General features: G+C 63.7%; 24 protein-coding genes. 13 read left to right on the top strand and 11 right to left on the bottom strand.

All coding sequences use genetic code 11. From position 1 onward, the window contains the following. Nucleotides 1-1,500, top strand: coding sequence for a glycerol kinase GlpK (glpK, locus tag AC3G7M_RS09490; protein WP_489211543.1), 1,500 nt, complete (start codon nucleotides 1-3; stop codon nucleotides 1,498-1,500). Nucleotides 1,501-1,511: 11 nt separating this feature from the next. Next, the gene (locus tag AC3G7M_RS09485) at nucleotides 1,512-2,261 is read left to right on the top strand and encodes a hypothetical protein (protein WP_489211542.1); all 750 of its coding nucleotides are present in this window, start codon (nucleotides 1,512-1,514) and stop codon (nucleotides 2,259-2,261) included. Here AC3G7M_RS09485 and AC3G7M_RS09480 read toward each other — a convergent pair. Genes AC3G7M_RS09480 through AC3G7M_RS09470 form a run of 3 tightly spaced genes read right to left on the bottom strand, consistent with a single transcriptional unit; the run spans nucleotide 2,223 to nucleotide 3,822 of the window. Then, nucleotides 2,223-2,846, bottom strand: coding sequence for a tetratricopeptide repeat protein (locus AC3G7M_RS09480; protein ID WP_489211541.1), 624 nt, complete (start codon nucleotides 2,844-2,846; stop codon nucleotides 2,223-2,225). The two genes, AC3G7M_RS09485 and AC3G7M_RS09480, sit on opposite strands and share 39 nt — an antisense overlap. Before the next feature lie 2 nt (nucleotides 2,847-2,848). Then, entirely contained in the window at nucleotides 2,849-3,079 is a 231-nt protein-coding gene (locus AC3G7M_RS09475) for a hypothetical protein (protein ID WP_489211540.1), read from the bottom strand. Next, nucleotides 3,076-3,822, bottom strand: coding sequence for a COG4280 domain-containing protein (locus AC3G7M_RS09470; RefSeq protein WP_489211539.1), 747 nt, complete (start codon nucleotides 3,820-3,822; stop codon nucleotides 3,076-3,078). The genes AC3G7M_RS09475 and AC3G7M_RS09470 overlap by 4 nt, the downstream gene beginning before the upstream one ends. 378 nt (nucleotides 3,823-4,200) lie before the next feature. Here AC3G7M_RS09470 and AC3G7M_RS09465 point away from each other — a divergent pair, with 378 nt between their 5' ends. Next, complete coding sequence (locus AC3G7M_RS09465) at nucleotides 4,201-4,428, top strand: hypothetical protein (RefSeq protein WP_489211538.1); 228 nt, start codon at nucleotides 4,201-4,203, stop codon at nucleotides 4,426-4,428. Here AC3G7M_RS09465 and AC3G7M_RS09460 read toward each other — a convergent pair. Beyond that, nucleotides 4,425-5,570: a P63C domain-containing protein gene (locus tag AC3G7M_RS09460; protein WP_489211537.1), complete on the bottom strand. Its 1,146-nt coding sequence runs from the start codon at nucleotides 5,568-5,570 to the stop codon at nucleotides 4,425-4,427. The two genes, AC3G7M_RS09465 and AC3G7M_RS09460, sit on opposite strands and share 4 nt — an antisense overlap. A gap of 22 nt (nucleotides 5,571-5,592) precedes the next feature. On the opposite strand from AC3G7M_RS09460, the gene AC3G7M_RS09455 reads away from it, so the two are divergent. Continuing rightward, on the top strand, nucleotides 5,593-6,489 hold the full coding sequence (locus AC3G7M_RS09455; RefSeq protein ID WP_489211536.1) for an IS1 family transposase: 897 nt from the start codon (nucleotides 5,593-5,595) through the stop codon (nucleotides 6,487-6,489). A gap of 94 nt (nucleotides 6,490-6,583) precedes the next feature. Beyond that, nucleotides 6,584-7,021: a hypothetical protein gene (locus tag AC3G7M_RS09450; RefSeq protein ID WP_489211535.1), complete on the top strand. Its 438-nt coding sequence runs from the start codon at nucleotides 6,584-6,586 to the stop codon at nucleotides 7,019-7,021. Here the strand turns inward: AC3G7M_RS09450 and AC3G7M_RS09445 are convergent, their stop codons facing one another. The 3 genes from AC3G7M_RS09445 to AC3G7M_RS09435 form a co-directional block, all read right to left on the bottom strand. Further along, nucleotides 7,022-7,906, bottom strand: coding sequence for a GNAT family N-acetyltransferase (locus AC3G7M_RS09445; RefSeq protein WP_489211534.1), 885 nt, complete (start codon nucleotides 7,904-7,906; stop codon nucleotides 7,022-7,024). Next, nucleotides 7,903-9,255, bottom strand: a complete 1,353-nt coding sequence (locus tag AC3G7M_RS09440; RefSeq protein WP_489211533.1) for an O-antigen ligase family protein — start codon at nucleotides 9,253-9,255, stop codon at nucleotides 7,903-7,905. The genes AC3G7M_RS09445 and AC3G7M_RS09440 overlap by 4 nt, the downstream gene beginning before the upstream one ends. A 223-nt stretch (nucleotides 9,256-9,478) precedes the next feature. Further along, on the bottom strand, nucleotides 9,479-9,847 hold the full coding sequence (locus tag AC3G7M_RS09435; protein ID WP_489211532.1) for a DUF6481 family protein: 369 nt from the start codon (nucleotides 9,845-9,847) through the stop codon (nucleotides 9,479-9,481). 234 nt (nucleotides 9,848-10,081) lie between these two features. Here AC3G7M_RS09435 and AC3G7M_RS09430 point away from each other — a divergent pair, with 234 nt between their 5' ends. Both AC3G7M_RS09430 and AC3G7M_RS09425 read left to right on the top strand, forming a co-directional pair. Next, nucleotides 10,082-10,285, top strand: coding sequence for a cold-shock protein (locus AC3G7M_RS09430; RefSeq protein ID WP_489211531.1), 204 nt, complete (start codon nucleotides 10,082-10,084; stop codon nucleotides 10,283-10,285). Nucleotides 10,286-10,394: 109 nt separating this feature from the next. Continuing rightward, the gene (locus AC3G7M_RS09425) at nucleotides 10,395-10,724 is read left to right on the top strand and encodes a hypothetical protein (protein ID WP_489211530.1); all 330 of its coding nucleotides are present in this window, start codon (nucleotides 10,395-10,397) and stop codon (nucleotides 10,722-10,724) included. A 29-nt stretch (nucleotides 10,725-10,753) separates the two neighbouring features. Here AC3G7M_RS09425 and AC3G7M_RS09420 read toward each other — a convergent pair whose 3' ends face one another. The 3 genes from AC3G7M_RS09420 to AC3G7M_RS09410 form a co-directional block, all read right to left on the bottom strand. Further along, a complete protein-coding gene (locus AC3G7M_RS09420; protein ID WP_489211529.1) occupies nucleotides 10,754-11,050 on the bottom strand; it encodes a type II toxin-antitoxin system RelE/ParE family toxin in 297 nt (98 codons plus the stop codon). 226 nt (nucleotides 11,051-11,276) lie between these two features. Next, nucleotides 11,277-12,179, bottom strand: a complete 903-nt coding sequence (locus AC3G7M_RS09415; protein ID WP_489211528.1) for a response regulator — start codon at nucleotides 12,177-12,179, stop codon at nucleotides 11,277-11,279. Next, nucleotides 12,176-15,559, bottom strand: coding sequence for a hybrid sensor histidine kinase/response regulator (locus tag AC3G7M_RS09410; RefSeq protein ID WP_489211527.1), 3,384 nt, complete (start codon nucleotides 15,557-15,559; stop codon nucleotides 12,176-12,178). The genes AC3G7M_RS09415 and AC3G7M_RS09410 overlap by 4 nt, the downstream gene beginning before the upstream one ends. Nucleotides 15,560-15,874: 315 nt before the next feature. On the opposite strand from AC3G7M_RS09410, the gene urtA reads away from it, so the two are divergent. The 6 genes from urtA (at nucleotide 15,875) to AC3G7M_RS09380 (ending at nucleotide 23,060) form a co-directional block, all read left to right on the top strand. Beyond that, the gene (gene urtA, locus AC3G7M_RS09405) at nucleotides 15,875-17,272 is read left to right on the top strand and encodes an urea ABC transporter substrate-binding protein (protein WP_489211526.1); all 1,398 of its coding nucleotides are present in this window, start codon (nucleotides 15,875-15,877) and stop codon (nucleotides 17,270-17,272) included. A 133-nt stretch (nucleotides 17,273-17,405) separates the two neighbouring features. Continuing rightward, the gene (gene urtB, locus AC3G7M_RS09400; protein WP_489211525.1) at nucleotides 17,406-19,070 is read left to right on the top strand and encodes an urea ABC transporter permease subunit UrtB; all 1,665 of its coding nucleotides are present in this window, start codon (nucleotides 17,406-17,408) and stop codon (nucleotides 19,068-19,070) included. Beyond that, nucleotides 19,067-20,242, top strand: coding sequence for an urea ABC transporter permease subunit UrtC (gene urtC, locus AC3G7M_RS09395; protein ID WP_489211524.1), 1,176 nt, complete (start codon nucleotides 19,067-19,069; stop codon nucleotides 20,240-20,242). Before urtB ends, urtC begins: the two co-directional genes overlap by 4 nt. After that, complete coding sequence (gene urtD / locus AC3G7M_RS09390) at nucleotides 20,239-21,003, top strand: urea ABC transporter ATP-binding protein UrtD (protein WP_489211523.1); 765 nt, start codon at nucleotides 20,239-20,241, stop codon at nucleotides 21,001-21,003. The genes urtC and urtD overlap by 4 nt, the downstream gene beginning before the upstream one ends. Before the next feature lie 123 nt (nucleotides 21,004-21,126). Continuing rightward, nucleotides 21,127-21,822: an urea ABC transporter ATP-binding subunit UrtE gene (gene urtE, locus AC3G7M_RS09385; RefSeq protein WP_489211522.1), complete on the top strand. Its 696-nt coding sequence runs from the start codon at nucleotides 21,127-21,129 to the stop codon at nucleotides 21,820-21,822. Between the two features lie 905 nt (nucleotides 21,823-22,727). Further along, the gene (locus tag AC3G7M_RS09380) at nucleotides 22,728-23,060 is read left to right on the top strand and encodes a hypothetical protein (protein WP_489211521.1); all 333 of its coding nucleotides are present in this window, start codon (nucleotides 22,728-22,730) and stop codon (nucleotides 23,058-23,060) included. A 59-nt stretch (nucleotides 23,061-23,119) separates the two neighbouring features. Here AC3G7M_RS09380 and AC3G7M_RS09375 read toward each other — a convergent pair whose 3' ends face one another. After that, nucleotides 23,120-23,911, bottom strand: coding sequence for a bestrophin-like domain (locus AC3G7M_RS09375; protein ID WP_489211520.1), 792 nt, complete (start codon nucleotides 23,909-23,911; stop codon nucleotides 23,120-23,122). Nucleotides 23,912-24,030 lie beyond the last annotated feature (119 nt).

The following is a 24,030-nucleotide window of genomic DNA, read 5'->3' as shown; positions in this document are numbered from 1 at the left end:
ATGCCCTCGTATATTCTGGTGATCGACCAAGGCACCACCTCGACCCGCGCCATCGTTTTCGACGCGGCGATGAAGCCTGTCGCGAGCGCGCAGGAAGAGTTTCCGCAAATCTTTCCCCATCCCGGCTGGGTGGAGCATAATCCCGAGACGCTGTGGGCGACGACGCTGGGCACGGCGCGCCAGGCGCTCGCCGAGGCCGGCCTGACCGCCGCCGATATCGCCGGGCTTGGCATCGCCAATCAGCGCGAGACCAGCCTGATCTGGGAACGCGCGACGGGACGGCCGATCGCCAACGCCATCGTCTGGCAGGACCGCCGCACCGCTGAAATCTGCGAAGGGCTGGAAGCTGCGGGGCATGGCCCGCTGGTCGCCGAACGCACAGGATTGCGCCTGGACCCCTATTTCTCGGCGACCAAAATTGCCTGGCTGCTGGATCATGTGCCGGGCGCCCGCGCCCAGGCCGAGGCTGGCAAGCTTGCCTTCGGCACGGTCGATACCTTTCTGCTATGGCGCCTGACGGGCGGGCGGGTGCATGCGACGGATGCGACCAATGCCTCCCGCACCTTGCTCTGCGATATCAGCCGCGGCACCTGGGATGACGAGCTGCTGCATCTCTTTAATGTGCCGAAAAGCCTGTTGCCCGAGATCCGCGATTGCGCCGGCCATTTTGGCGAGACGCAGGCGGATTTCTTCGGCGGGCCGATCACCATTCGCGGCATTGCCGGCGACCAGCAGGCCGCGCTGATCGGCCAGGGCTGCTTCACGCCCGGCACGGTGAAGGCGACCTATGGCACCGGCGGCTTCGTGCTGCTCAATATCGGCAGCACGCCCAAACAATCCCGCCACCGCCTGCTGACGACCATCGCCTGGGCGCGCGGCGGCGAGCGCAGCTATGCCCTGGAGGGGTCGATCTTTTCGGCCGGCGCCAGCGTGCAATGGCTGCGCGACGGGTTGGGACTCGTTGAGAATTCCGCTGAGACCGGGCGCCTGGCGGAAGCGTCCGACCCGGATCAGCCAGTCTATCTGGTGCCGGCCTTCACCGGCCTGGGCGCGCCGCATTGGAACAGCCACGCGCGGGCGCTGATGACCGGCATCACCCGCGGCACCACGAAGCGGGAACTCGCCCGCGCGGTACTGGAAAGCATCGGCTACCAGACGCGCGATCTGCTGCAGGCGATGCTGGCCGATTACGGCGAACCGATCGAAAACCTCGCCTTCCGGGTCGATGGCGGCATGTCGGCGAGCGACTGGACGATGCAGTTTCTGGCCGACATGCTGGGCCAGGCAGTCGAGCGGCCAGCCTTTCGGGAGACGACGGCGATGGGGGCCGGCTATCTGGCGGGCCTGGACGCCGGGGTCTATCCTGAGCCTGCGGAATTTTCGCGCAGCCGCGCGGTCGACCGGCGCTTTCTGCCCCATCTGGCCGAGGATGAGCGCGAGCGGAAGTATCGCGGCTGGCTGCATGCGGTGAAGCTCGCGACCATGTCCGAGGAGGATTGAGGGAGGGGCGAATGCGGATCATCTTCCGCTGCGATCCGGCGCTGATCGATCATCTGCCGCGGCCGCTGCCCGCTCGCCAGGCGCTGCCCGATTGGCTGCGGACCATGCCGCGCCATGCACTGTCCGACATGCATGGCGAAGAGCTGCGCACGGTGAAGCATTGCCCGCCCTTCGTGGATGCCATGAGCCAGGGCTTCGTCATTCCCCTGCCCTGCGACGTCACGGTGCATCAGGGCCAGATGACCTGGCATTGGGATCTGCCGCCGCTCAGCGCTCAGCATCACCCGAGAAGCCCGATCAGCTTCCACCACCCGGCTCAGACGACCGGGACGCCGCTCTGGTCCCCCGATCAGGTCATCGTCAAATTCAACAGTTTCTGGACGATCGAACTGCCGGACGGCTGGTCGCTATTCGCGATGCATCCGGCGAATCGCGCCGACCTGCCCTTTCGGCTGCTGTCCGGCCTGGTCGATGCCGACCAGTTTCATGATGTGGGCATCCTGTTTCCCGCCGTGTGGCTTGACCCGGACTTCTCCGGCGTTTTGGCACGCGGCACGCCGATTGCCCAATGCATCCCCGTGCAGCGCGAGGCTTTGGAGCTTGACTACGCAGCGCTGACGCCCGGAGACGCCAAGCAATATGATGACACGGCGCATCGCCTGCTGACGGAGACCGGGGTTTACCGGAAGGATTTCCGGGTACCGCGCGCGGGCCGCCTAGCCTCAGGTGGCGCGGCTGTCGAGGACAGCGCGGAGGGCTGAGGGCCGCAGCCAGAGCGCCCCCGTGGGGGCCGATATCAGCGCCTGGGCGATGCGCCCGAAACTGTCCGGCCGCAGGCGATAGGCGTTGGCATAGGCGCGGAGGGCGGCCTCCATCCTGCCCGCCTCCTGCCAGGCGACGCCGGCATTGAAGGCAGCCTCATGAAAATCCGGCCGCAGACGCCATGCTGCCTCAAAGGCTTCGGCGGAGGCCGTGAATTGCCGCGCATCCTGCAAGGCAAGGCCGAGACTATACCAGGCGGCGGCGAAGCCCGGGTCATGCGTCACGGCGCGGCTGAAGGCGGCCACCGCGGCCTGACCCTGGCCCGCTTGCGCGAGCGCCTGCCCTGCCTGATGCAGCATGGGCGGCGTGGCCGAGCGGGAGCGCAGGACGCGGAGGAATGTCATGGTCGCCGCCGCCCCCTGCCCGCGCTGACGCAGCACGTCACCCAGCGCGAGCCAGCCCGGTGCATAGTCAGGATGACGCTCCAGAGCCGGCAGAAGCTGCGCGGAGGCAGGGTCGCCTGCCGCGAGCGCGTCAATCGCGGCACGAAACAGAGTTGCCGGGTCCTCGACCGCCCCTGCCATGCTCAAAAACCGCGCTTGCGGGCGCCGCGGATGGCGCCCCAGATTAGGATTGCGGCGAGACCGAGGAACAGAAGGAAACCCGGCAGCCAGGCGGGCAGCGCCAGGCGCGGCAGCAGGGCGCCGGCAAGGATGAGCCAGAGGATGATGGCGCCGGCGAAAGCGCCGTCATCCACGAAAAGCCCAACCGCCTCCTCGCGGATGACAGCTAGGACAGCCTGTATCCGGCCGCTCATGACGCCACCACCGCGCGGCGACCGGCGGCAATGCGGACGGCAATCAAAGCCGCCGCCAGGAAGCCCAGGCAGAGCAGCGGCAGTGACAGATCGGCGCCCGGCCAGGCAATGCCGGTGCCCTCTCCCACCCAGAAGGTGCCGAAGCCGCAGAGGAGGACGCCGACGATGAATTTGAGGATGTTCTCGGGGATCATGGAGACCGGGCGGCGCAGGAGCAGGCCGAGCAGCACGACCAGGACAAAGGCGGCCACCGCGCCGAGGGCCGCCGGCGCCAACAATCCGGGCCCCGCGGCGCCAACGGCGACGACGATGAACACAACCTCGATCCCCTCGATCATGGTGATCTTGAAGGCGGTCGAGACGGCAAGACCGTCCCAGCCGGCGCGCCTGCCACCGCCGAGTTCGGCGCGGCTTTTGGCGTAAAGCGCATCCTCGTCATGGAGGGGAATGATTCCAGCGCTGCGCAGCGCCGCCTTGCGCAACCAGCGCATGCCGAAGAGCAGCAGCAGCGTGCCGAGCGCCATCTGCACCAGGCCGAGCGGAATGCGGGTGAGCAGCGGCCCCAGGATCAGCACCATGAGCAGCAGCACGACCATGGCGAGGGCCGAGCCACCGAGCGCACTGCGCCAGCCGCGCATGGCGCCGACCGCGAGCACAACCGTCATCGCCTCCACAAACTCCACCAGCGAGGCGAGAAAGGCCGCGAGCAAGGACGGGCCGGCATGAAGAAGATCCAAGGTCATCCGCGGCTCCGCATTGAGGGCGTCTCCCTATAGACTGTGCGATCCGCCTCGTGAAACCGCACCCGCCGCTGGGTAGTGTCTCAGTTTGAAATTTGAACGAGTTCCGGTCGCAATCTGATGCCGGATGCCCTATGCTTAGCGTAAAGCATAATGAAACGGCCTCCCGGTCGTCGTTGAGGGTGATTATGGCTGATGTTTTTGGGGCTACTTGGATGACGACAAGAGTTCAAGGCGGCCGTTGCCCACAATGCGGGCACGGCACCGCCATCGTAGTCGTTCCGACGGGTAACGTCCGTCCCGCCGATGACCTTATCGCCACGTGCGAGGCTTGCAATGTTCAATCCAAATGGTCGGCTTGGAACGGACCTGAAGCATACAATGCCTAAAGGTCCCCGAGGCGAGAAGCGCCCTGCCGATCTGATCGGCAATGCCGTGCGCGTGGCCCGAATCGCGACAGGCGAGGAAGAGGATGACCGCGAGGCGACCGCCAGCGCCGCCGCGACCCTGGGCAAGCTGGGCGGCGCTGCCCGCGCCCGGAACCTGACGGCCGAGCAGCGGGCGGAGATCGCGAAGAAGGGAGCGGCTAAGAGGTGGGGGAAGGACTAAAGGCCCTTGCCGTCGTCTTTCTTTTGATCGTAGTCCATGTTTAGCATGGGAGTCTCGCCTTTCCTGGGATATTGCTCATTTAGAATATTCATGAAGCCGTCCCAAGTTTTGCTAATTCTCATATAAGCAACTACCGCACCAAGATGCTCTTTAAGCTTGGGGTATCCTATGTTTCTGGTAAGGCTTTGGGCATACGTTGCAGTCGGCCGCCCAGCATTATTTTTAGGCGTCACACGCTTCAGTTCCTTGAGAACTCCCGGCTCAAGGCGCTTGTAAACAATATCGTTTGTGAGATGCCCGAAGTATTGTGGGCGCTTCACAGAGTTTGATGAGAACTCAAGACCGCGTAGCCTAAACATGTGCTCATAGAACTCTTGTGGGAATGTCTGCACCCAGGCTTGCAGTTCCTTCGCGATCCACGCTTCAAGAATTTTCGACAGAGCATCCTTTTCACGCTCGCGCTGATAGCCGGTCGCCTCATCGACTAAAGCAATAATACCAATTCTAGCAAAACCTCGAATAAGTATTTCGGCCTGCTTGGCGATGTGTTCCTGCTGTTTTTGCAATACCCCGGCGGCTCGGGCGGCCAATATGGCTTCGCAAAGATCAGCAAGCACGGTGGCCTCATACCCGTAAGCTAGAGAGCCAGACGGAGTTCTAAACTTAATTGGATTCGCGGTCCGTTCAACTAACTCACTGGAAACGTAGGGTTTTAGGCGTCCCTGAGTGGTAAATTTGGCCAAACGGTCCCCACCCACGCTGTAGCTGCCTCCGTGTGACATCTTGAGCGCGCTAATCAATCCCGTTTGCTGCAGAACGCGCCGCCCATCCTCTAAGACGTAGCAGGGTATTTTGGCGTCCCCCACGACAAGCGGGTGTTCGTCCGAACCATGGGTGGCCTTTTTTACATCCCCGGACCAACGAGCCGCTGCGCCCCTGCGCCCCTGCTCCCTTCTTTCCTCGGGCGTCATGTCGTTCATGCGCGCTTTGCCGCCCTTAGCTCTTCCGAGTGGCGGGTCCGAATCCTTGGTCATAACTTCTCCTATTGCCAGCATCCTCCCATTATGCTGCCATGATCGACGATATGCAATCCATGCAGCCATTTTTACAAAAATGGCTGCAAAATACTTGACGTTAAGCATAAAATTTCATATTGATATGGGCATGAACAAGCTGCCTCTCGCCAAGCGCGTCCAAATCCTTTCCATGTTGGTGGAAGGTTCCTCCATGCGCTCCATCAGCCGCGTGGCCGATGTCTCGATCAACACGGTCTCGGCGCTGCTGGTGGAGGCTGGAAAGGCCTGCATCGCCCATCACAATGAGACCGTGCGCGGCGTGAAGGCCAAGCGGGTTCAGTGCGATGAGATTTGGGCGTTCTGCTACGCCAAGCAGAAGAACGTCGAGACCGCCAAGGCGGCGCCGGAAGAGGCTGGCGACGTGTGGACGTGGACGGCGATCGAGGCCGACTCCAAGCTCATAATCTCCTACCTCGCGGGCGGGCGGGATGCCGGATACGCGCAGGAGTTTATGCAGGACGTGGCTGATCGGTTGGCTAACCGGGTGCAGCTCACCACGGATGGCCACAAGGCCTACCTAGACGCGGTGGAGGGCGCTTTCGGGGTTGGTGTCGATTACGCCATGCTGGTGAAGCTCTACGGCGATGCGCCCGGCCCTGCGGGCCGCTACAGCCCCGCCGAATGCACGGGCGCGAAGAAGACGCCGATCACCGGACGCCCAGACAAGGATCACGTCTCCACCAGCTATGTGGAGCGGCAGAACCTGACGATGCGGATGTCCATGCGCCGCTTCACGCGGCTGACGAATGCGTTCAGCAAGAAGGCCGAGAATCACGTCTATGCGCTGGCGCTCTACTTCACCTTCTACAACTTTGTCCGCATCCATAAGACCCTGAAATGCAGCCCTGCGATGGCCGCCGGCATCAGCGCCACCCTTTGGAGCATGGAAGACGTGGTTGCCCTGATCGACGCACGGGCCGAAGCTCCGAAGGCGCGCGGCCCCTACAAGACGAAGGCGCGGATTGCGGCGGAAAATTCAAACTGAGACACTACCCGCCGCTGAAGTTGCTTGATTCACGAATCCTGACTGTTACATTACGGCAACGGAGGGTGGCATGGGGTCTTCAAAGCTCGGGCTGATGGATGATCTCATCATCGCTGGCGTGTTCATCCTGGCGATGGTCGGTGCCTTCAACCTTGTGGATGGGTCGGCGCATGGTTTCGAGCATACGATGGCGACCAGCTTCGTGCTGCTTGGTCTCTATACGTTTTTTCTCCGCCGCCTGAGCCGTTACCAAACGGCGCGCGAGCCAATTGTGAAGCCCGCGCCTTACGATCTTTCCTCATGGGAAGCTGGGTTTTGGGGCTGGCTGGAGCCCGCGGATTCGTTTCTCGCCACGCTCCGCAATGGAGCCTTGGCAAGTGCCATGGTTCTAATCGTCTCCGGCCTCGGCACGTTCGCGCAAGGAAACCTGCAGTGGGAGCGGCTGTTTCTGGCCAGCTTGAGCGTCGGATGCGTCGTCACGCTGCTCGGTATGTATAGGGTGATCCAGGCACGGCGGAGCCAGCGGGCCTGACTAGACCAGTACCTTCGTAAAAAAGGTGCGGTTGTGCTGGTTGGGATAGGCGTCCAGCCGGCCGATGGGCTGAAATCCGTGGCGCGGGTAGAAATCCGGCGCCTGGAAGCTGAACGTATCCAGCCAGATGCCGCGGGCGCCGATGGACCGCGCCTCCGCCTCGGCCAGCGCCAGAAGCTGCGTGCCCATGCCCTGGCCGCGCAGGCTTTCCGGCACGAAGAGCAAGCCGACATAGAGCCAGTCGTAATAGCTGCGCGCCCAGAGGCCGCCGACGATGGCATCGGTCTCATCCGTCAGCACGAAAGCATGGCCGCGTTCGGGCCAGTCTCCGCCGCCCAATTGGACGTCATTGAAGGCGCTGAGCGGGGTGCCGATCGCGGACCGGAATTCGCGCGGGGGATTGAGGATTTCCTCCACCAGCGCATGAGACGGGGCGCCCTGCGGCGGCAGGCTTGGGTCCAGCCGTTTTTGCAGGAAGTACCGGGCGTGCCCTGCCGGGTAATCGGCGATTTCGCCGAACACCGTGAACCCGTGCTTTTCGTAGAAGCCGCGGGCCTGAAAGCTGAAGGTATCGAGCCAGATGCCGACCGCGCCCCAGCTTCTAGCGCGCGCCTCAGCCATGGCCAGCAGCGCCGTGCCCAGATCCTGCCCGCGCAGATCCTCGGGGATGAAGATCAGCTCGATGAATAGCCAGTCGTAATAGAACCGCCCCCATAAACCGCCGCGAACAGTCCCGTCCGGCCCGCGGATGGCCAGACACAGCGTCTCCTCCGGCCAGTGCCGGTCACCGGCGCGCGGATCGCTGAAATCGTCCAGCCGATCCAGGATGGCCTTGCGGTGAGCCTCTGCCGGCTGGTCGACCCGAGTGATGCGCGATGTGATCATTTTTTCAATCTGCCCGAGCGCGGCACGGGCTGGAACCCCTTCTCGCCCGCGCTGCGCGCAAAAACCGCCGAGACCCAGGCGAACATGAGGCTGGCCGTGGTCGCGATCAGCGTGTTGTCGGTCGCGGAATGGAGCGCGAAGGCCAGGAACACGAGGCGCATGACCCGGGCCTCCGGCCGCGCCATGCGGCGTGCGGCCTGCCGCAGCCAGAGGACAAAGAGCAGGATGAAGAGTGTGAGGCCGAGGGCGCCGCCCTCTACCCCGATGCGGAGATACTCGTCATGCGCGGCATTGGTGCCAAGCAGGCGCCAGAGCAGGGTGCCGACGGGCACCAGGATCTTGCCGGTGCCCGTGCCCCAGCCGAGCCAGGGCGAGCGCAGGAAGGCGGCCTCATAGACCGGCCAAATGAGGGTGCGGTGACTGAGATCGACCATGTCGCCCTGGCGCGCGAGGGACAGCAGCCGGACGAAGCCGAGCAAGGGAGCGGCGATGATGGCCGCGGCGGGTGCTGCCAGGATGAGCAGCAGCACCGGCATGCGGGCCGACCAGCGCCAGGCCGGCTGCGGCACCAGGATTGTGACCAGCAGGATCAGCGCCAGGGCGATCGCCAAGGGCGCGCGCGCGCCGGTCGCCAGCATGACCAGGATATCGGCGGCCAGCAGCAGCAGCAGCCCGGCCCGTGGCGTGCGCAGCTGCTCGACCAACAGAGCGTAGATGCTGATGAGCGTGAACCCGGCGAGGAAGGCGGGATGGGTGGAAGCGCCCAGACGCAGCGCACCGTCCTCCACCCCATAGAGCGGACGCAGGCCGAGTGCCGCCAGCACCAGGCCAAAGCCCAGGATGATGAAGGGGCCAGCGATGACGGTGCTGATGACGAGGCGGCACCAGAGCGGGGAGAGGCGCACGAAGGAAAAGGCGAAGGGGGCGACGGAGCCGATCAGGCTGCGCAGCGAATCGGCCAGGGTCAGCCCTGGCCACACGCCATGCGCATAGCCCGCCGCCCACATGACGGGAAAGGCCAGGCCCGGATTGCAGGCGTCAAGCCGCCCGCCATAGCGGAACAGGCAAAAGACCAAAAGGAGCAGGCCGGCCGCCTTGTCGATGGCGATAATGGCCGGAGCCTGGCCGATGAGATCGCCGAGCCACATTTCGGGGCAAGTGGCGAGCGCTGCCAGCCACAGCGCCGTCGCCTGGGCGGGAAAGCGGGAGGCAAGGGCCAGCGCCATCACCGCAGGCGCAATGACGAGAGTCTCGGGCAAAAGCTGGGGGGCAAGCCAGGCGAGGCTGAGCCCCGCCAGCAGAAGGACGCAGCCGAGGCCCGGCCAGATAGCCTCGCGATACCATTTCATTTCGGAATAGTATCATATCACGCTAAATTGTGCCGCAGCCGTGGCGCGATGCGCCTGCGGCCAGTCTGAGGCCTCGGGCCTTGGGGGCATCACGCGACTCGCACCGTCTTCCCAGGCCGGGTCAGAAACCCCCAATGGCCCGCGCCATCGCCACGCAACGGACGCGGCGATGACCGGGCTCCGGGGGTGTCCCGCATGCCCTATCCGGGCGTGCGGGCAGGCTTTAGCGGCGGCGGAGCTTGCGCGCAGCGTAGCGGGCGTCGCGGGCTTCCTTTTGGCGGAGCTTCAGTTCCTGCTCCTCCAAAACCGCCTGTTCGGCCGCCAGCTTTTCCGCTTCCAGACGGGCGACTTCCTCAGCCATGCGGCGGAGTTCGTCCTCAGCCCGGCGGGCGTCTTCTTCCTTGCGGCGCTGCTCACGTTCGGCATCGCGAATGGCGCGCGCCTCGGCAATGCGCTTGCGCTCTTCCGCAAGGGCCTGGAGCCGGGGATCGTCGGGGGCGGGCCGCGCCTTGAATTTTTCCAGCAAGGCCTCTTTGGCCTTAAGAGCCGCATCGCGGCGATCATTGAAGCTATTTGTCTTGAAGCCAGCCATTCTCTTCTCTCTAGCGCCCACAAGGTTCCCGGTCACAACAACCGGAGCCTTGCAGTCGTCGGTTTTCGTGCGTGCCGCTTCTTACACCGTCTAAACCAGAGTGGAAGCGCACTTTTGTGACGGGGGAGGTCCGCGTTCATCAGGCATCTATGGCGTGTACCCCCATAACTGGGGTAGCGGTACGGCCAGAGCGGGGTTATTTCTCGGTCTCTGCAACTCTGAGAGTAGGCTGACATGTCGAGTGGTACTGTTAAGTGGTTTAACCTGGAAAAAGGCTATGGCTTCATTACGCCGCAGGACGGCGGCAAGGACGTGTTCCTGCATATTACCGCAGTCCAGGCGGCTGGACTCAAAAGCGTGACCGAGGGCGATCGGGTCAGCTACGACATCATTACCGAGCGCGGCAAGCAGGCCGCTTCCAACCTCGAAAAGCTCTGACCGAGCAAGCCGCCCTGGGACAACCCAAGGGCGGTTTTCTTTTTGCGATCCGCCGCCACCTGCACTCATGGGCGGAGAGCGATCCGCCCATCCTGAACGGAGAGACGGAATGAAAATCGGTTTGTCTTTAGGCGGCGTCGCCGCCGGCCTGATGCTGATGAGTGCCTCGGCCGCCCTGGCGGCACCCAGCCTGCCGGCCTGCGACAGCCCTGAGGCGCGCAGCGGCATCGATTTTGCGCTCAAAAAATCCAACGCCCCCTTTACCGTGACAGACCTCGCCGGGATCACGACGGATAAGTCGAGCGATAGCGAGATTGCCTGCATGGCGATCGCGACGCTGTCGAGCGGCGCCCATCGCCCGATCGGCTACAAGTTCCGCATCAATAACGGCAAGGTGCAGAGCTGGGTCGGACTTTTTGTCATGAAGGGTTCAAAGTAACTGGGCAGGGTGCGCCGATATCACGACCGCTACAGGCGGTTCGGGATATCGGCGGTGTCATGGAAGACGCCCAGAATCATCGGGCGATCGTCGGCGCGGTAAGCGACCCAATAGCGCCCTTCTTTAAGCCGTCTGACGCCGACGCGCTGCGCTGACGGGTAAGGCCGGGGCGCTGGCAGCCCGGCTTCCGGCAGATTTTCGATGCGCAGGCTCACGCGGGCCAACGCGTCGATGAGGTTTTCCACCGCTTCGAGACGCCCCAAAGCTTCGTAATGAGCCAAAAGCCCATCGACCTGCTGTTCAGCTTCAGGGCTAAGCTCAATCACGCGGGCCGCTTAGTCGGAACCCCGTCTTCAGCCGCCCGCTGCTTTTTCATGCGTTCAACACCGGCTCTCAGACGTTGCAGAACGGGTTCCAGAGGCACGCTTTCACCACGCTCGGCCTGCGCGATGCTGCGCGCCAGAGAGTCCTGCCATTCAGCCGGGAGATCAGCGTCATTGGTCATGACGCCCAACTAAGCTTCTGGTGGAGCGTTTTCCACATGAACCTGATCTACCCCACGGTTCTGATTGCGATGGCCGCCGCCGCCGCCCGGTTTTCGACCCCGAGCTTGCTGTAGATCTGCTCAAGATGCTTCTGCACCGTCCGCGGGCTCATGCCGAGGATATCCGCGATATCCTTGGTGCCCTTGCCGTGGCCGACCCAGAGCAGGACCTCGGCCTCCCGCACCGTCAGGCCCAGACGCTCCCGCAATCGGGCCTCCTCGGTCGAGGTTCGCGTCTCCTGAATGCGGAACAGAACCTCATCCGGGGCCATGCGGCCGACATAGACAAATTGCAGCACCGGCGCCTCCCCGAGAGCGACCGCGACCTGACCGGGCATGTGCTCCGCCGAGAAGGCCAGCCAATCCGGGACCCAGGGACAGGCGGGAGCACGCTCTGCCGCCGCTCCATCGGGCGCGAGCCGCGCCAGCAGGGCCGCCGCCTGGGGTGTCGCCCATTGCAATTCCCCCTCGGTATCGGTCGCGAGCAGATAGCGGCCGGCGGTATCAAGCGCCGCCTGGGCGCTTTGGGTGCGCCGCGCACCGGTCAGATGGACGCGGATGCGGGCGATGACCTCGGCGAGCTGCAACGGCTTGGTGACGTAGTCGACACCGCCGGCCTCCAGCCCGCGCACGACATCCTCGCTCTCGGTCAGGCCCGTCATGAAGATGATGGGGACAGAGGCGATGGCCGGATTGCGCTTCATCCGCCGGCAGGCCTCGAATCCGTCCATGCCGGGCATGACGGCGTCGATGAGGATGACATCGGGCAGCACGCGCTCCAGCACGATCATGGCCGCCGCGGCGGATTGGGCCATGAGCACGGTATAGCCGGCATCCTCCAGCACCTCGTTCAGCACGCCAAGCGTGCCGGGCGTATCATCCACCACCAGAATGATGTCGCGGCTTTTCATGCCGAGGCGCCCTGTTCGGCGATCTCATCCAGGGCGGCGAGGAAGGCATCCAGACGGTAATCGGCGATCAGCGCGCGCAAGGGGACCAGCGCGGGGTCCAGCGCCGGCTGCTCCTCGACCAGCGCTTCCAGCCGCTGGCGGATGCCGCGGACATAGCCGATGGCGGCAAGCTCCCGGAGTTCGCCGAGCTGCTGCGGGGTGAGATCGGCGCGCTGATCGCTGGGCGCCGGCAGGGACTCGGTCGCGAGACGCGTCCAATCCAGATCCAGCAGGCGGCCGATCGCTTCGAGCAGCAAATCCAGCCGCACCGGCTTGGCCATGACGTCATCATGGAACTGCCCTTCACGCGGCGCCGCTTCGAGTTCGCGGGCATTGGCCGAGATGATGATGATGGGCGCTTTCGCGCCCGCCTCCTCCCGCAATTGCTGGGCGAGTTGCCAGCCGGTGACGCCCGGCATGGAGAGGTCGAGCAGGAACAGATCTGGCCGCCATTGATCGGCAAGCGCCATGCATTCCACACCGCCGGCGGCACCCACCACCGTGAAGCCGAGCGGCGTCAGCAGATCGAGCATAAGGGAGCGCTGGGTCGCGTCGTCGTCCGCCACGAGTACCGTCAGCCGCCGGCCGCGATAGCCGGTAATTTCGAGCACCGGCGGGCTGGGCCGCAGCGTCTCAGCCGCTTCCGACAGCATCAGCCGCAGACGGAAGCGGCTGCCCAGGCCCAGCGTGCTGGTGGCCGTGACCTCTCCGCCCATCACCTCCGTCAGCAGCCGGACGATGGTCAGGCCAAGGCCCGTGCCCGGCACCGACTGATCACCGGCGCGCTGGAAGGGCTCGAAGATGCGGATGAGATCGGCCTCGGCAATGCCGCGCCCGGTATCGGCGATATCGAATTCGGCAACCTGGCTGCGATAGCGGACGCTGAAGGTGACGCTGCCGGCGCTGGTGAATTTGATGGCGTTGGAGAGCAGGTTGATGAGGACCTGACGCAGGCGATGCTCATCGGCATAGACCAGGCGGGGCAGCGGGTCGGCGCGGTAATGGAGCGCGATGCCTTTGGTCTCGGCCTGCAGGCGCATCATCTGCACGAGATGATCGAGAAATTCCGGCAGGCGGATTTCGTCGCGATAGAGTTCGATATGGCCGGCCTCGATCTTCGAGATATCGAGCAGGCCGCCGATCAGCGCCGTCAGATGCTCGCCCGAGCGGCGGATGATGCGCAGGCCCTCCCGCTTGCGGGCCGGGATATCGGCGTCCTTCTCCAGCAGCTGGGCATAACCGAGGATGGCGTTGAGCGGACTGCGCAATTCGTGGCTGATGCCGACGACATAGCGGCTTTTGGCGCGGGAGGCGGCCTCGGCCGTTTCCTTGGCGCGCTGCAGGGCGGCGTCGGTCTGGCGATGGGCGCTGATTTCATCCAGCAGCAGGACGGTCTGGCGACGCGTCTCCTCCTCCGCGGCGCGCCTGCTTTCCTGGGCCAGCACGGCGAGCCAGGAGACGACGCCGCCAATGACGAGCATGACCAGGAAGGTCTTCCAGAAGGCGGCGGTGGCGGCCGCTTCGCTGATCGGGCCGCTGCTGACGGTCTGCGCGTCGATCGCGATGAGCAGCAGGCCAGTGCCGGCGGCAAAGAGGAACAGGACGCCCACAAAGCGCGCGACCCGCACCCGCATCAGCGCGATGACCGGCGCAGGCAGCAGGAAGCGGAAGCTTTTGGCGACCTGCTCGGCGACCCTGCCATGGGGTTTGCAGGCATCGTGGCAGCGGGCGTCCAACGAGCAGCAGAGCGAGCAGATGGGGCCGGTATAAACCGGGCAATAGGCGGTATCCTCGGGCTCGAATTCATGTTCGCAGACTGAGCAGGCGATGGTGCCGCGGGAGGCCCAGGCAGCGCGGCCGCGGCGGGCGAGATAGGTGCGGCCGCCGGTGGCCCAGGCGATCAGGGGTGCCACTACAAAGGCGCTGCCGAAGGCGATGAAGGTGGAGAGGGCCGCCGCCCCTGCCCCGAACAGCCCGGCATAGGCCGAGAGCGAGGCGATGACCGCGAAGAGCATGGCGCCGACACCGACCGGATTGATGTCGAAGAGATGCGCGCGCTTGAATTCGATGCCCTTCGGGCTGAGGCCGATGCGCTTGTTCACCACCAGATCAGCGACCAGCGCCCCCATCCAAGCGGCGGCGACATTGGAATAGACCACCAGCGTATGCTGGATGGTCTTGGTGACGCCCGTCTCCATCAGCAGCAGGGCGATGACGATATTGAAGATGAGCCAGACGACGCGGCCGGGATGGCTATGCGTCAGGCGCGAAAAGAAGTTCGACCAAGCGAGCGAGCCGGCATAGGCATTGGTGATGTTGATCTTGACCTGGGAGACGACGACCAGCGCACAGGTCAGCATGATGGCGACCGGCGGCGATGCGATGGTCTGGAAAGCCAGCCGGTACATCTGCGCCGGCTGCACGGCCTGATCGACCAGCAGGCCGCTTTGCAGCGCCACATAGGCGAGCAATGAGCCCGCCAGCAGCTTGATGACATCGATCGCGATCCAGCCCGGGCCACCGAGGATAAGGGCCGTCCACCAGCGCCGGGCGCCGATCGCCGCCTGGGGCGGCAGGAAACGGATGAAATCCACCTGTTCCGCGGTCTGCGTGATCATGGCGAAGAGGATGGAGGCGGCGGCGCCAAAGCCTGCGAGATCGAAGCCCACACTTGCGCGATGCAGGCCGCCGAAGCGGGTCCAGCCCGGCAGCCATTCGGGATGCGTCACCAGGACGGCGACGATCGGCACCAGATTGAGGACGAACCAGATCGGCTGGGTCCAGAGCTGGAAGCGGCTGATGAAGGTAATGCCGTGGGTGACCAGCGGCAGGATGCCGATGGCGCAGAGGATATAGCCGAGCCATTCCGGCACGCCGAAAAAGCTTTGCAGCATGGAGGCGAGAATGACTGCCTCGATGCCGAAAAAGATGAAGGTGAAACTCGCATAGATCAGCGAGGTGATGGTGGAGCCGATATAGCCGAAGCCTGCGCCACGGGTGAGAAGATCGACATCCACCCCGGCCCGCGCGGCATGGGCGCAGATGGGGATGCTGATCAGGAAGATCATGACGCTGACGAAGGCGATGGCGAGAATGGAATTCTGGAAGCCGTAGGCGAGCGTGATGGTGCCGCCGATCGCCTCCAAAGCCAGGAAGGAGACGGCGCCGAGCGCTGTATTCGCAACCCGGAGAGCTGACCATTTGCGCGCGCTTTTGGCCGTGAAGCGGAGCGCGTAATCCTCCAGCGTCTGGTTGGCGACCCAGCGGTTATATTCCCGCCTGGTGCGGGTGATGCGCTGCCGCGCCAGACGCGCGGAGCCAGAAGGTGTCGTGATCCTCACCGCGCCGCCTGTTCATTGTCGCCCGCGGGCTTGACCCGCGGGCCTACCCGTTGAGCCGGGCACGCCACCGGATGAATGCCCGGGTCAAGCCCGGGCATGACGACTAGAACGAAGCGGGTAAAGCCCCATGTCGCAAGCCTAGAGCGTGGTGTCGAAGAAAAGCCTGCTTTCATCGGAGTCCTATCAAAGCATAAGGGCTGCGTCAGGTCATACGCGCTTTCGCGTATGGTTCACGAGGAGACGTCAACGCCATTCTTCGCCCAGGTCGCGTGTACCGACGCGGATTTCCTGGAAAACGAAAGAGGACCCGAGACGATGACGGACGACACCAAGCAGACTTTGCCGGAAGCCGACGCCACCCCCGCCCAGATTGCCCCCCAGATCGCATTGGGCCGCCGGTCCTTAGGCGGTCTGTCGATCGCCGCGGCCGCGGCCGCGACCCTGGGTGGTGCTGCGGTCGGCACCGTTGCCAGCACGCGCCCGGCGCGCGCGCAGGCTGCCGGCACCATTAAAGTCGGCATCATGCACTCCCTTTCCGGCACCATGGCCATCAGCGAGACGCCGCTGAAGGAAGTGATGCTGATGCTGATCGAGCAGCAGAATGCCAATGGCGGCCTGCTCGGCCAGAAGCTGGAACCCGTTGTCGTCGACCCTGCCTCCAACTGGCCGCTGTTCGCCGAGAAGGCGAAGCAGCTGCTGAGCGTCGACAAATGCGCCGCCGTCTTCGGCTGCTGGACCTCCGTCTCGCGCAAGTCCGTGCTGCCGGTCTTCGAGCAGCTGAACGGCATTCTGTTCTACCCGGTCCAGTATGAGGGCCAGGAATGCAGCCGCAATATCTTCTATACTGGCGCCGCCCCGAACCAGCAGGCGATTCCGGCCGTCGACTATCTGATGGACACGATGCATGTGAAGCGCTGGGTGCTGGCCGGCACCGACTATGTCTATCCGCGCACCACGAACAAGATCCTGGAAGCCTATCTGAAGTCCAAGGGCGTGGCTGCGACCGACATCATGATCAATTACACGCCCTTCGGCTATTCCGACTGGCAGGGCATCGTCTCCCAGATCAAGAGCTTCGGATCGTCCGGTGCCAAGACGGCCGTGGTTTCGACCATTAACGGCGACGCCAACGTGCCTTTCTACAAGGAACTCGGCAACCAGGGCATCAAGGCGACCGATATCCCCGTGGTGGCCTTCTCAGTCGGCGAGCAGGAACTGGCCGGCATCGACACCAAGCCGCTGATCGGCCATCTCGCGGCCTGGAACTATTTCGAGAGCGTCGACAGCCCGGCGAATACCCAGTTTATCGCCGATTTCAAGAAATTCGCGAAGAACGACAAGCGCGTCACCAACGATCCGATGGAAGCAGCCTTTATCGGCTTCAACATGTGGGTGAAAGCGGTCGAGAAGGCCAATACCACCGATACCGACGCGGTGATCGCGGCCCTGCCGGGCGTCACGGCGCCGAACCTCTCGGGCGACTATTCGGCGATGATGCCGAACCACCACATCACCAAGCCCGTGCTGATCGGCGAAATTCAGGGCAACGGCCAGTTCAACATCGTCTATGAGACGCCGGGCACCGTCGTGGCCCAGCCCTGGTCGCCCTATCTGCCGGAATCGAAGGACCTGATCGGCGACTGGCTGCCGCCCATGTCCTGCGGCAATTACGACGTCGTCAAAGGCAAGTGTCTGGGCAGCAAGGCGAGCTGACGTCCCTGCCATTTCGTCACCCGCGGGCTTGTCCCGCGGGTCTACCCGCCGAGGTGCCCCAAGGGGTGGATGCGCGGGTTAAGCCCGCGCATGACGCTGTTTGGTGCATGACGCGGCGAGAGGAGGCCCGGCCTTGTTGAACGATGTCATGCCAAGCCTGTTCGGGCGCCGCGCTGTCCTTGGCCTGCTTCTGGCCTTGCTGACCGCCATGCCCTTGGCTGTGGCGCCTCGCATGGCACAGGCGCAGACCACGGCCGCGACCGCGACCGATCCCTATCTGGGCCTGACCAGCCGCAGCTTCGACGATATCGTAAGTGCGGTCGACGCGATCTCCATCTCGGGCGACGCCCGTGCGCGCCGCGTGCTCGACGCGCTTGGCAATAACGAGCTTTATACCTGGAAATATCCGCGGCCTGATGGCGGTTTGTTCCTCCATGACCCGGATTCAGGACAGTGGCTGAATGCGCGGACGGGTGCCACGATCCCGGCCCCGCCCTTCATGCAGATCCGCAAGATCATCGCCAATGACATGGTGACCGGCGCGATTGCGACCGCCGAGGGCGTGCTTGATCTGTCCTCCCCCGACGCCGGCGCACGGCAAAAAGCCGCGGAAGCGATTTTCGAATCCCCCGCGCCTGCCACCTTGTCCATTGTACAGCACGCGCTGGCGCATGAGCAGAACCCGCGCGTCCGCGCGACGCTGATGCAGGCCGAGGCCGCCGATCAGCTCAGCCTGTCCACGACCGATCAGGCGACACAGCTTGCCGCCGTCAAGATCATCGCGGCGCGCGGCGACATGGCGGCGCGCAACGAGCTGGCCTCGCTCACCGGCGCGCCGAAACCCGTGGCGGTCGCGGCGACCGCCGCCATTGCCCATATCGATTTCTCGCTCAAACTGTGGAACTGGCTAGAGACGGTCTATTACGGATTGAGCCTTGGTTCCGTGCTGCTGCTGGCCGCCGCCGGGCTCGCCATCACCTTCGGCGTCATGGGTGTCATCAACATGGCCCATGGCGAGATGGTGATGATCGGCGCCTATGCGACCTTCGTGGTGCAGCAGGTGTTCCGCGCCTATGCGCCGGATCTGTTCGGCGCCAGCGTGATCGTCGCGATCCCCGTCGCTTTTGTGGTGGCAGGCGCGATCGGCATTCTGATTGAACGCTGCCTGATCCGCTTCCTGTACGGCCGGCCGCTGGAAACGCTGCTGGCGACCTGGGGCCTCAGTCTGGTTCTGCAGCAGGCCGTGCGTTCGACCTTCGGCGCCGAGAACCAGAATGTGGCGACGCCCGACTGGATGAGCGGCTTCTTCATGCTGGGCGGTCTTACCATCACGCTCAACCGGCTTTGCATTATCATCTTCGCCTTCGCCGTCGTGGCTGGATTGATGGCGGTGATGCGCTTCACCCCCTTGGGCCTGCGCATGCGCGCCGTGACGCAGAACCGCCGCATGGCGGCCAGCATGGGCATCCGCACGCCCTGGATCGACGCCATGACCTTCGGCCTTGGCTCCGGCATTGCCGGTGTGGCGGGGGTGGCGCTGGCTCAGATCGACAATGTCTCCCCCAATCTCGGGCAGAACTATATCATCGACAGTTTCATGGTCGTGGTCTTCGGCGGCGTCGGCAATCTGTGGGGCACGGTGCTGGCCGCGATGACCTTGGGCATCGTCAATAAAGGGCTGGAGCCGGTGGCCGGCGCGGTGCTGGGTAAAATCGTGGTTCTGGTCCTGATTATTCTGTTCATTCAACGGCGCCCGCGCGGACTGTTCCCGGTCAAAGGACGGGCGGTGGAATCATGACACGACTATCGCTGACCCTGACGCCGGTCATTATCATCGGCGTCGCGATCATCCTGGCCATCCTCAATCTCGCGACCCCCGCGACCAGCGCGCTGCATGTGTCGGACTTCGTCGTGGGCCTGGCCGGCAAGTATCTGTGCTACGCCATGCTCGCCTTGGCGGTCGATCTGGTCTGGGGTTTTGCCGGCATCCTGACGCTGGGCCACGCCGCTTTCTTCGCGCTTGGCGGCTATTGCATGGGCATGTATCTGACCCGCGAGATTGGCGCGCGCGGTGTGTACGCCAATGCCAATCTGCCCGACTTCATGATCTTCATCGGCTGGAAGCAGCTGCCCTGGTACTGGCACGGCTTCGCCTGGTTTCCGTTTGCGATGGTGATGGTGCTGGTGGTGCCGGCCATCCTGGCAGCGATCTTCGGTTTTCTGGCTTTCCGCAGCCGCGTCTCGGGCGTTTATCTCTCGATCATCACCCAGGCGCTGACCTATGCACTGCTGCTCGCCTTCTTCCGCAACGACATGGGCTTCGGCGGCAATAACGGCATGACCGATTTCAAGGACATCATCGGCTTTCCGCTCAACCGCAGCAGCACGACAACGACCCTGATGGTCATCTCGGCGCTCTTCACCTCGGCCGCCTTCCTGTTCGCGCGCTTTCTGGTGGGTAGCCGCTACGGCCAGGTGCTGGTGGCGGTGCGGGACGCCGAAAGCCGCACGCGCTTCCTGGGCTACCGGCCGGAATATTATAAGCTCGTGGTCTGGACACTATCGGCGGTCATCGCGGGCATCGGCGGCGCGCTGTATGTGCCGCAGGTCGGCATCATCAATCCGGGCGAGTTCGCCCCCGCCAATTCCATCGAGGCGGTGATCTGGGTGGCCGTCGGCGGACGCGGCACGCTGTCGGGCGCCATTCTCGGTGCCGTGCTGGTAAATTTCGGCAAGACCATCCTGACCGGCGCCCTGCCCGGCGCCTGGCTTTATGCGCTGGGGGGCTTGTTCATCCTCGTCACCCTATTCCTGCCGCGCGGTATTCTGGGCACCGTGATGCGCCGGGGTGGCGCCGAGACCAGCCTGCCGACATCGCATGAACCGCAGGGACTGGCGGCGATCGACGGCGCAGAAGCCGACCGCGCCGAAAGTGGTGCCGATATCGCTGACGCGGAGAAAACGGCATGAATGCGCAACCCATTGGCGCCGTCAGCGACGACCTTCTGTATCTGAGCGGCGTCAACAAGACCTTCGACGGTTTCAAGGCGATCAACAACCTGTCGCTGACTTTGGCGCGTGGCGAGATGCGGGCGGTGATCGGCCCCAATGGAGCGGGCAAAAGCACGATGATGGATATCATCACCGGCAAGACCCGCCCCGATACCGGGCAGGTTATTTTCGGGGCATCCACGGACCTGACGCGACTGGACGAGCCGGCGATCGCCAAGCTTGGCATCGGACGGAAATTCCAGAAGCCGACGACCTTCGAGAATCACACGGTCTGGACCAATCTTCTGCTGGCACTCGCCGGCAACCGGTCACCCTGGTTCACCCTGCGCGCCCGCAAGACGCCGTCTGAGGCGGAGAAGATCGACGCCTTGCTGGAGACCATCCGGCTGACCGATCATCGTCATCGGCGGGCGGCCAATCTGTCCCACGGGCAGAAGCAATGGCTGGAGATTGGCATGCTGCTGGCGCAGGACCCGCAGCTGCTGCTGGTGGACGAGCCGGTGGCGGGCATGACGGATGCCGAAACTGAGCAGACGGCGCATCTGCTGCGGGACATCAACCGCACGCGCTCTGTCGTGGTGGTGGAGCATGACATGACCTTCGTGCGCGCGCTGGGGGTGAAAGTGACTGTGCTGCACGAAGGGTCTGTTCTCTCCGAAGGAAGTTTGGACCATGTCAGCGCCGATCCGAAGGTGATCGACGTGTATCTGGGGCGGTGACGATGACCCAGCTTTCAATGTCATCCTCGGGCTTGACCCGAGGATCCACTCTTCCGTTTGGGCGCCACGCGGTCTGGATCCCCGGCTCAAGGCCGGGGATGACGCGTATAAGGGGAACCCGCAATGCTTGAGGTCAATAACGTCAACCTGCATTACGGCGCCGCAATTGCGCTGCGTGGTGTCTCCATCCGTGCAGAGCTTGGTACCGTCACCTCCATCCTTGGCCGCAATGGCGTTGGCAAGACCAGCCTGCTGCGCGCGATTACCGGCGCGCATCCGATCTCGGGCGGTGATATTCGCTGGGAAGGCCAGAACATCGCCAAACTGCCCTCCTATGAACGGGCGCGGCGTGGCATCGCCTGGGTGCCGCAGGGGCGTGATATTTTTCCGCTGTTGACGGTGCGAGAAAATCTGGAGACGGGTTTTGCCGTTCTGCCGCGCCGCGAGCGCAAAATTCCCGAGGAGATTTTCGATCTTTTCCCGATTTTGAAGACCATGCTGGGACGGCGCGGCGGTGACCTGTCCGGCGGACAGCAGCAGCAATTGGCGATCGGGCGGGCTTTGGTGATGCGTCCGCGCCTGCTGGTGCTGGACGAGCCGACCGAGGGCATTCAGCCAAGCATCATCAAGGATATCGGCCGTGTCATCGCGCTGCTGCGCAGCCGCGGCACCATGGCGATCCTATTGGTCGAGCAATATTACGATTTCGCGCACGAACTGGCCCAGACGCTGGCGGTGATGGATCGCGGCGCCATTGTGGTGGAAGGCGCGCGCGACACGCTGGATGAAACGGAAGTGCGGCGGCATCTGTCGGTGTAGCGCCATTACCTATTTCATTGTTTTTTCGATCTGTTTGTGTTAGTCGCCTCTAACGCCACAGACTGATCGCATGATGCACCCGAAATTCCCTGCCTCATCCAATTGTCTGCAGGTTCCCTTCATCTTCGTGCCTTATGGCGCGCCAAAGCCGGTGGAATGGCTCGCGGCACATCCGGGCGCAGTGACATTTTCCGCGACCTTCCACCCGCGCCCGATGCTGACATCCAATGACGCACATGATCTCGAAACGCCGTTTCCAGGCGCTTGGCCGGAGGAGGTTCAGGCGCCGCCTATCATAGCGGAGCGCCCTGACTGGCAGCGCCGTGCGGCGCCCCCGCCACGGCCGAAACGCAGGCCGCCGCGGCCACCGGCGCTTGGCCCGATCAATGCCGAAGCCCAGGGCCGGCAGCTCGGGTTGCGCCTGTCCACGCCGGAGGGCAGAGCCGCCCTTCTCGCGGAGACGCGACAGATTCGAGCCTATCTGGGAGGCTTTCACGAACATCCGGGTCATAGAGTGACGGTTGCCACCACTCTATCGCCAGCATCCCGTCTAGACGCTGTATCAGGCGCCGAGTTCGTGCGCTCAACGACGGCGAAGCGCCGCTCTCTCATTGAGCTTGTAGCCAGCGGTGATTTGAAGTGCCAAGGCTTCGGGGGAGGCTGCCAAAATGGGGGCAGCTTCGGAATGAGCGGCGCCTACCGCGTTACCGGTCACATTCTCTGCGCAAGTTGTGCCGAAAAAGCCCTCGGGTTCACAGATTTACCCGGTGGAGAAAGGGCCGAAGCACTCAGACCATACTCTCTTTCTCCAGACTAAGACGTGCTATAGATCCGCCACCTCATTGTTGGTAAGCCCTGACATGCATTCGCGGCGAGCTGCTCTGGCAAATGTCAAGGTTAGCGATATGATCCATGCCGAAGGATCGAATGGTGGCAGTTTCATCTGTCTCGTGACCGGCGTGACGAGCACACATATTCAGGCGCGAACGGTCACGCATCAGATATTCCTTCAATTCGATTTTGAACTGGGCGTGGCTCATGTTCCAGGCCACCGCATTGTGTGCACAATTAACTCTACCGAACCATTACCGAAAGATGTCTATGATGCTCTTGTTGGTATCGACGAGCGCTACCGGACCAGCACCGATCCTGACCGAGCACGACTATCCGAAATCGAGAGACGCGCCCTCATCTTCGCTGTGCGTCACTACGGCGATCCCAATAGCCAACTTGAGTGAAGCCTAGACATCAAAGCTGTGACGGAATTGTCGTACCAATCAGTCCACGCCGTCCTGTATCACCGCACCGCAGCCGCATCCCCGATCAGAACCAATGCCTTGTCCATCGGCGCCGATGAAATACGAACCCAGCCGGAAAATGGCTGGTCAAGCTCGAGAATCATCGTGATGCCGCCCGATATGGCGATGGAGCAGAGCAACAACGTCACGATGGCAGTGGCATTGGGCGGCGCGAAGAGGCCGAAACAGCCGAAGACGATCGCCAGCCAGAACACCAGCAGCAACAGGAAGGGCACCGGAATGCTGCCGCTGGCCCGCTGCTCCAGCAGCCAGCGGGCCTGAGCGAGATCATCCGACAGGTCGAGCGCCTTGTTGCGCAGCCAGGCGTGGCGGCTGTCGCCCTCGGGCAGAGCCAGAACGGCGTCCTGCGCCGCCTCCAAAAGCCTTGCCGTCTGTTCATTCGTCATATGCGGCCGGCCCGCCGCCGGAAACAGCTCCGCATCCTTCGCCGTGGCATAGGCGAAAACGCGGGCGCGGGCGGGCTGCGCTTCCGGCCCGTAGCGCTCCAGCTGGCGGTCCATGCGGATGAGATCGACCGAGATTTCGGTGACTCCGTCCGAGAGCGTGGTGAAGGTCGTGCTTGCATCCGAAATCAGCAGCCCCAGGACGAGTGCCGCCAAAGTGCCCAGCACGGTGGCAGACAGGGAGACCGCCGTGCGCGTCTCATCGCTGAAATGATGCTCCGGCAGGCTGCGCGCCGCCGCCATGCCGCAGACGGCGCCGCCGAAGATGATGATGAAGGAGACGAGACCAAGGCCGGAAAAGAACATCGGGTTGCGGCGCCTTATCATGCATGGCGCCCGAGCATCCCCAGGCGCCACACGCTTCTATGCCATCGTGCCGGCGTTGCAACGTCCATCATGACACGCAGAACGGGCCGATAGGGCGGATGGCCCTGCGCCGCAGTTCA

Source organism: Acidisoma sibiricum, from assembly GCF_057837225.1.
The sequence above is the reverse complement of the archived record's forward strand: the minus strand, read 5'-3'. Positions and strand labels throughout refer to the sequence as shown.

Coding starts and splice junctions, on each gene's coding strand:
- glpK (WP_489211543.1), top strand. CDS start 1: ATGCCCTCGTATATTCTGGTGATCGACCAAGGCACCACCTCGACCCGC.
- AC3G7M_RS09485 (WP_489211542.1), top strand. CDS start 1,512: ATGCGGATCATCTTCCGCTGCGATCCGGCGCTGATCGATCATCTGCCG.
- AC3G7M_RS09480 (WP_489211541.1), bottom strand. CDS start 2,846: ATGGCAGGGGCGGTCGAGGACCCGGCAACTCTGTTTCGTGCCGCGATT.
- AC3G7M_RS09475 (WP_489211540.1), bottom strand. CDS start 3,079: ATGAGCGGCCGGATACAGGCTGTCCTAGCTGTCATCCGCGAGGAGGCG.
- AC3G7M_RS09470 (WP_489211539.1), bottom strand. CDS start 3,822: ATGACCTTGGATCTTCTTCATGCCGGCCCGTCCTTGCTCGCGGCCTTT.
- AC3G7M_RS09465 (WP_489211538.1), top strand. CDS start 4,201: ATGCCTAAAGGTCCCCGAGGCGAGAAGCGCCCTGCCGATCTGATCGGC.
- AC3G7M_RS09460 (WP_489211537.1), bottom strand. CDS start 5,570: ATGCTTAACGTCAAGTATTTTGCAGCCATTTTTGTAAAAATGGCTGCA.
- AC3G7M_RS09455 (WP_489211536.1), top strand. CDS start 5,593: ATGAACAAGCTGCCTCTCGCCAAGCGCGTCCAAATCCTTTCCATGTTG.
- AC3G7M_RS09450 (WP_489211535.1), top strand. CDS start 6,584: ATGGATGATCTCATCATCGCTGGCGTGTTCATCCTGGCGATGGTCGGT.
- AC3G7M_RS09445 (WP_489211534.1), bottom strand. CDS start 7,906: ATGATCACATCGCGCATCACTCGGGTCGACCAGCCGGCAGAGGCTCAC.
- AC3G7M_RS09440 (WP_489211533.1), bottom strand. CDS start 9,255: ATGAAATGGTATCGCGAGGCTATCTGGCCGGGCCTCGGCTGCGTCCTT.
- AC3G7M_RS09435 (WP_489211532.1), bottom strand. CDS start 9,847: ATGGCTGGCTTCAAGACAAATAGCTTCAATGATCGCCGCGATGCGGCT.
- AC3G7M_RS09430 (WP_489211531.1), top strand. CDS start 10,082: ATGTCGAGTGGTACTGTTAAGTGGTTTAACCTGGAAAAAGGCTATGGC.
- AC3G7M_RS09425 (WP_489211530.1), top strand. CDS start 10,395: ATGAAAATCGGTTTGTCTTTAGGCGGCGTCGCCGCCGGCCTGATGCTG.
- AC3G7M_RS09415 (WP_489211528.1), bottom strand. CDS start 12,179: ATGAAAAGCCGCGACATCATTCTGGTGGTGGATGATACGCCCGGCACG.
- urtA (WP_489211526.1), top strand. CDS start 15,875: ATGACGGACGACACCAAGCAGACTTTGCCGGAAGCCGACGCCACCCCC.
- urtC (WP_489211524.1), top strand. CDS start 19,067: ATGACACGACTATCGCTGACCCTGACGCCGGTCATTATCATCGGCGTC.
- urtD (WP_489211523.1), top strand. CDS start 20,239: ATGAATGCGCAACCCATTGGCGCCGTCAGCGACGACCTTCTGTATCTG.
- urtE (WP_489211522.1), top strand. CDS start 21,127: ATGCTTGAGGTCAATAACGTCAACCTGCATTACGGCGCCGCAATTGCG.
- AC3G7M_RS09380 (WP_489211521.1), top strand. CDS start 22,728: ATGATCCATGCCGAAGGATCGAATGGTGGCAGTTTCATCTGTCTCGTG.
- AC3G7M_RS09375 (WP_489211520.1), bottom strand. CDS start 23,911: ATGATAAGGCGCCGCAACCCGATGTTCTTTTCCGGCCTTGGTCTCGTC.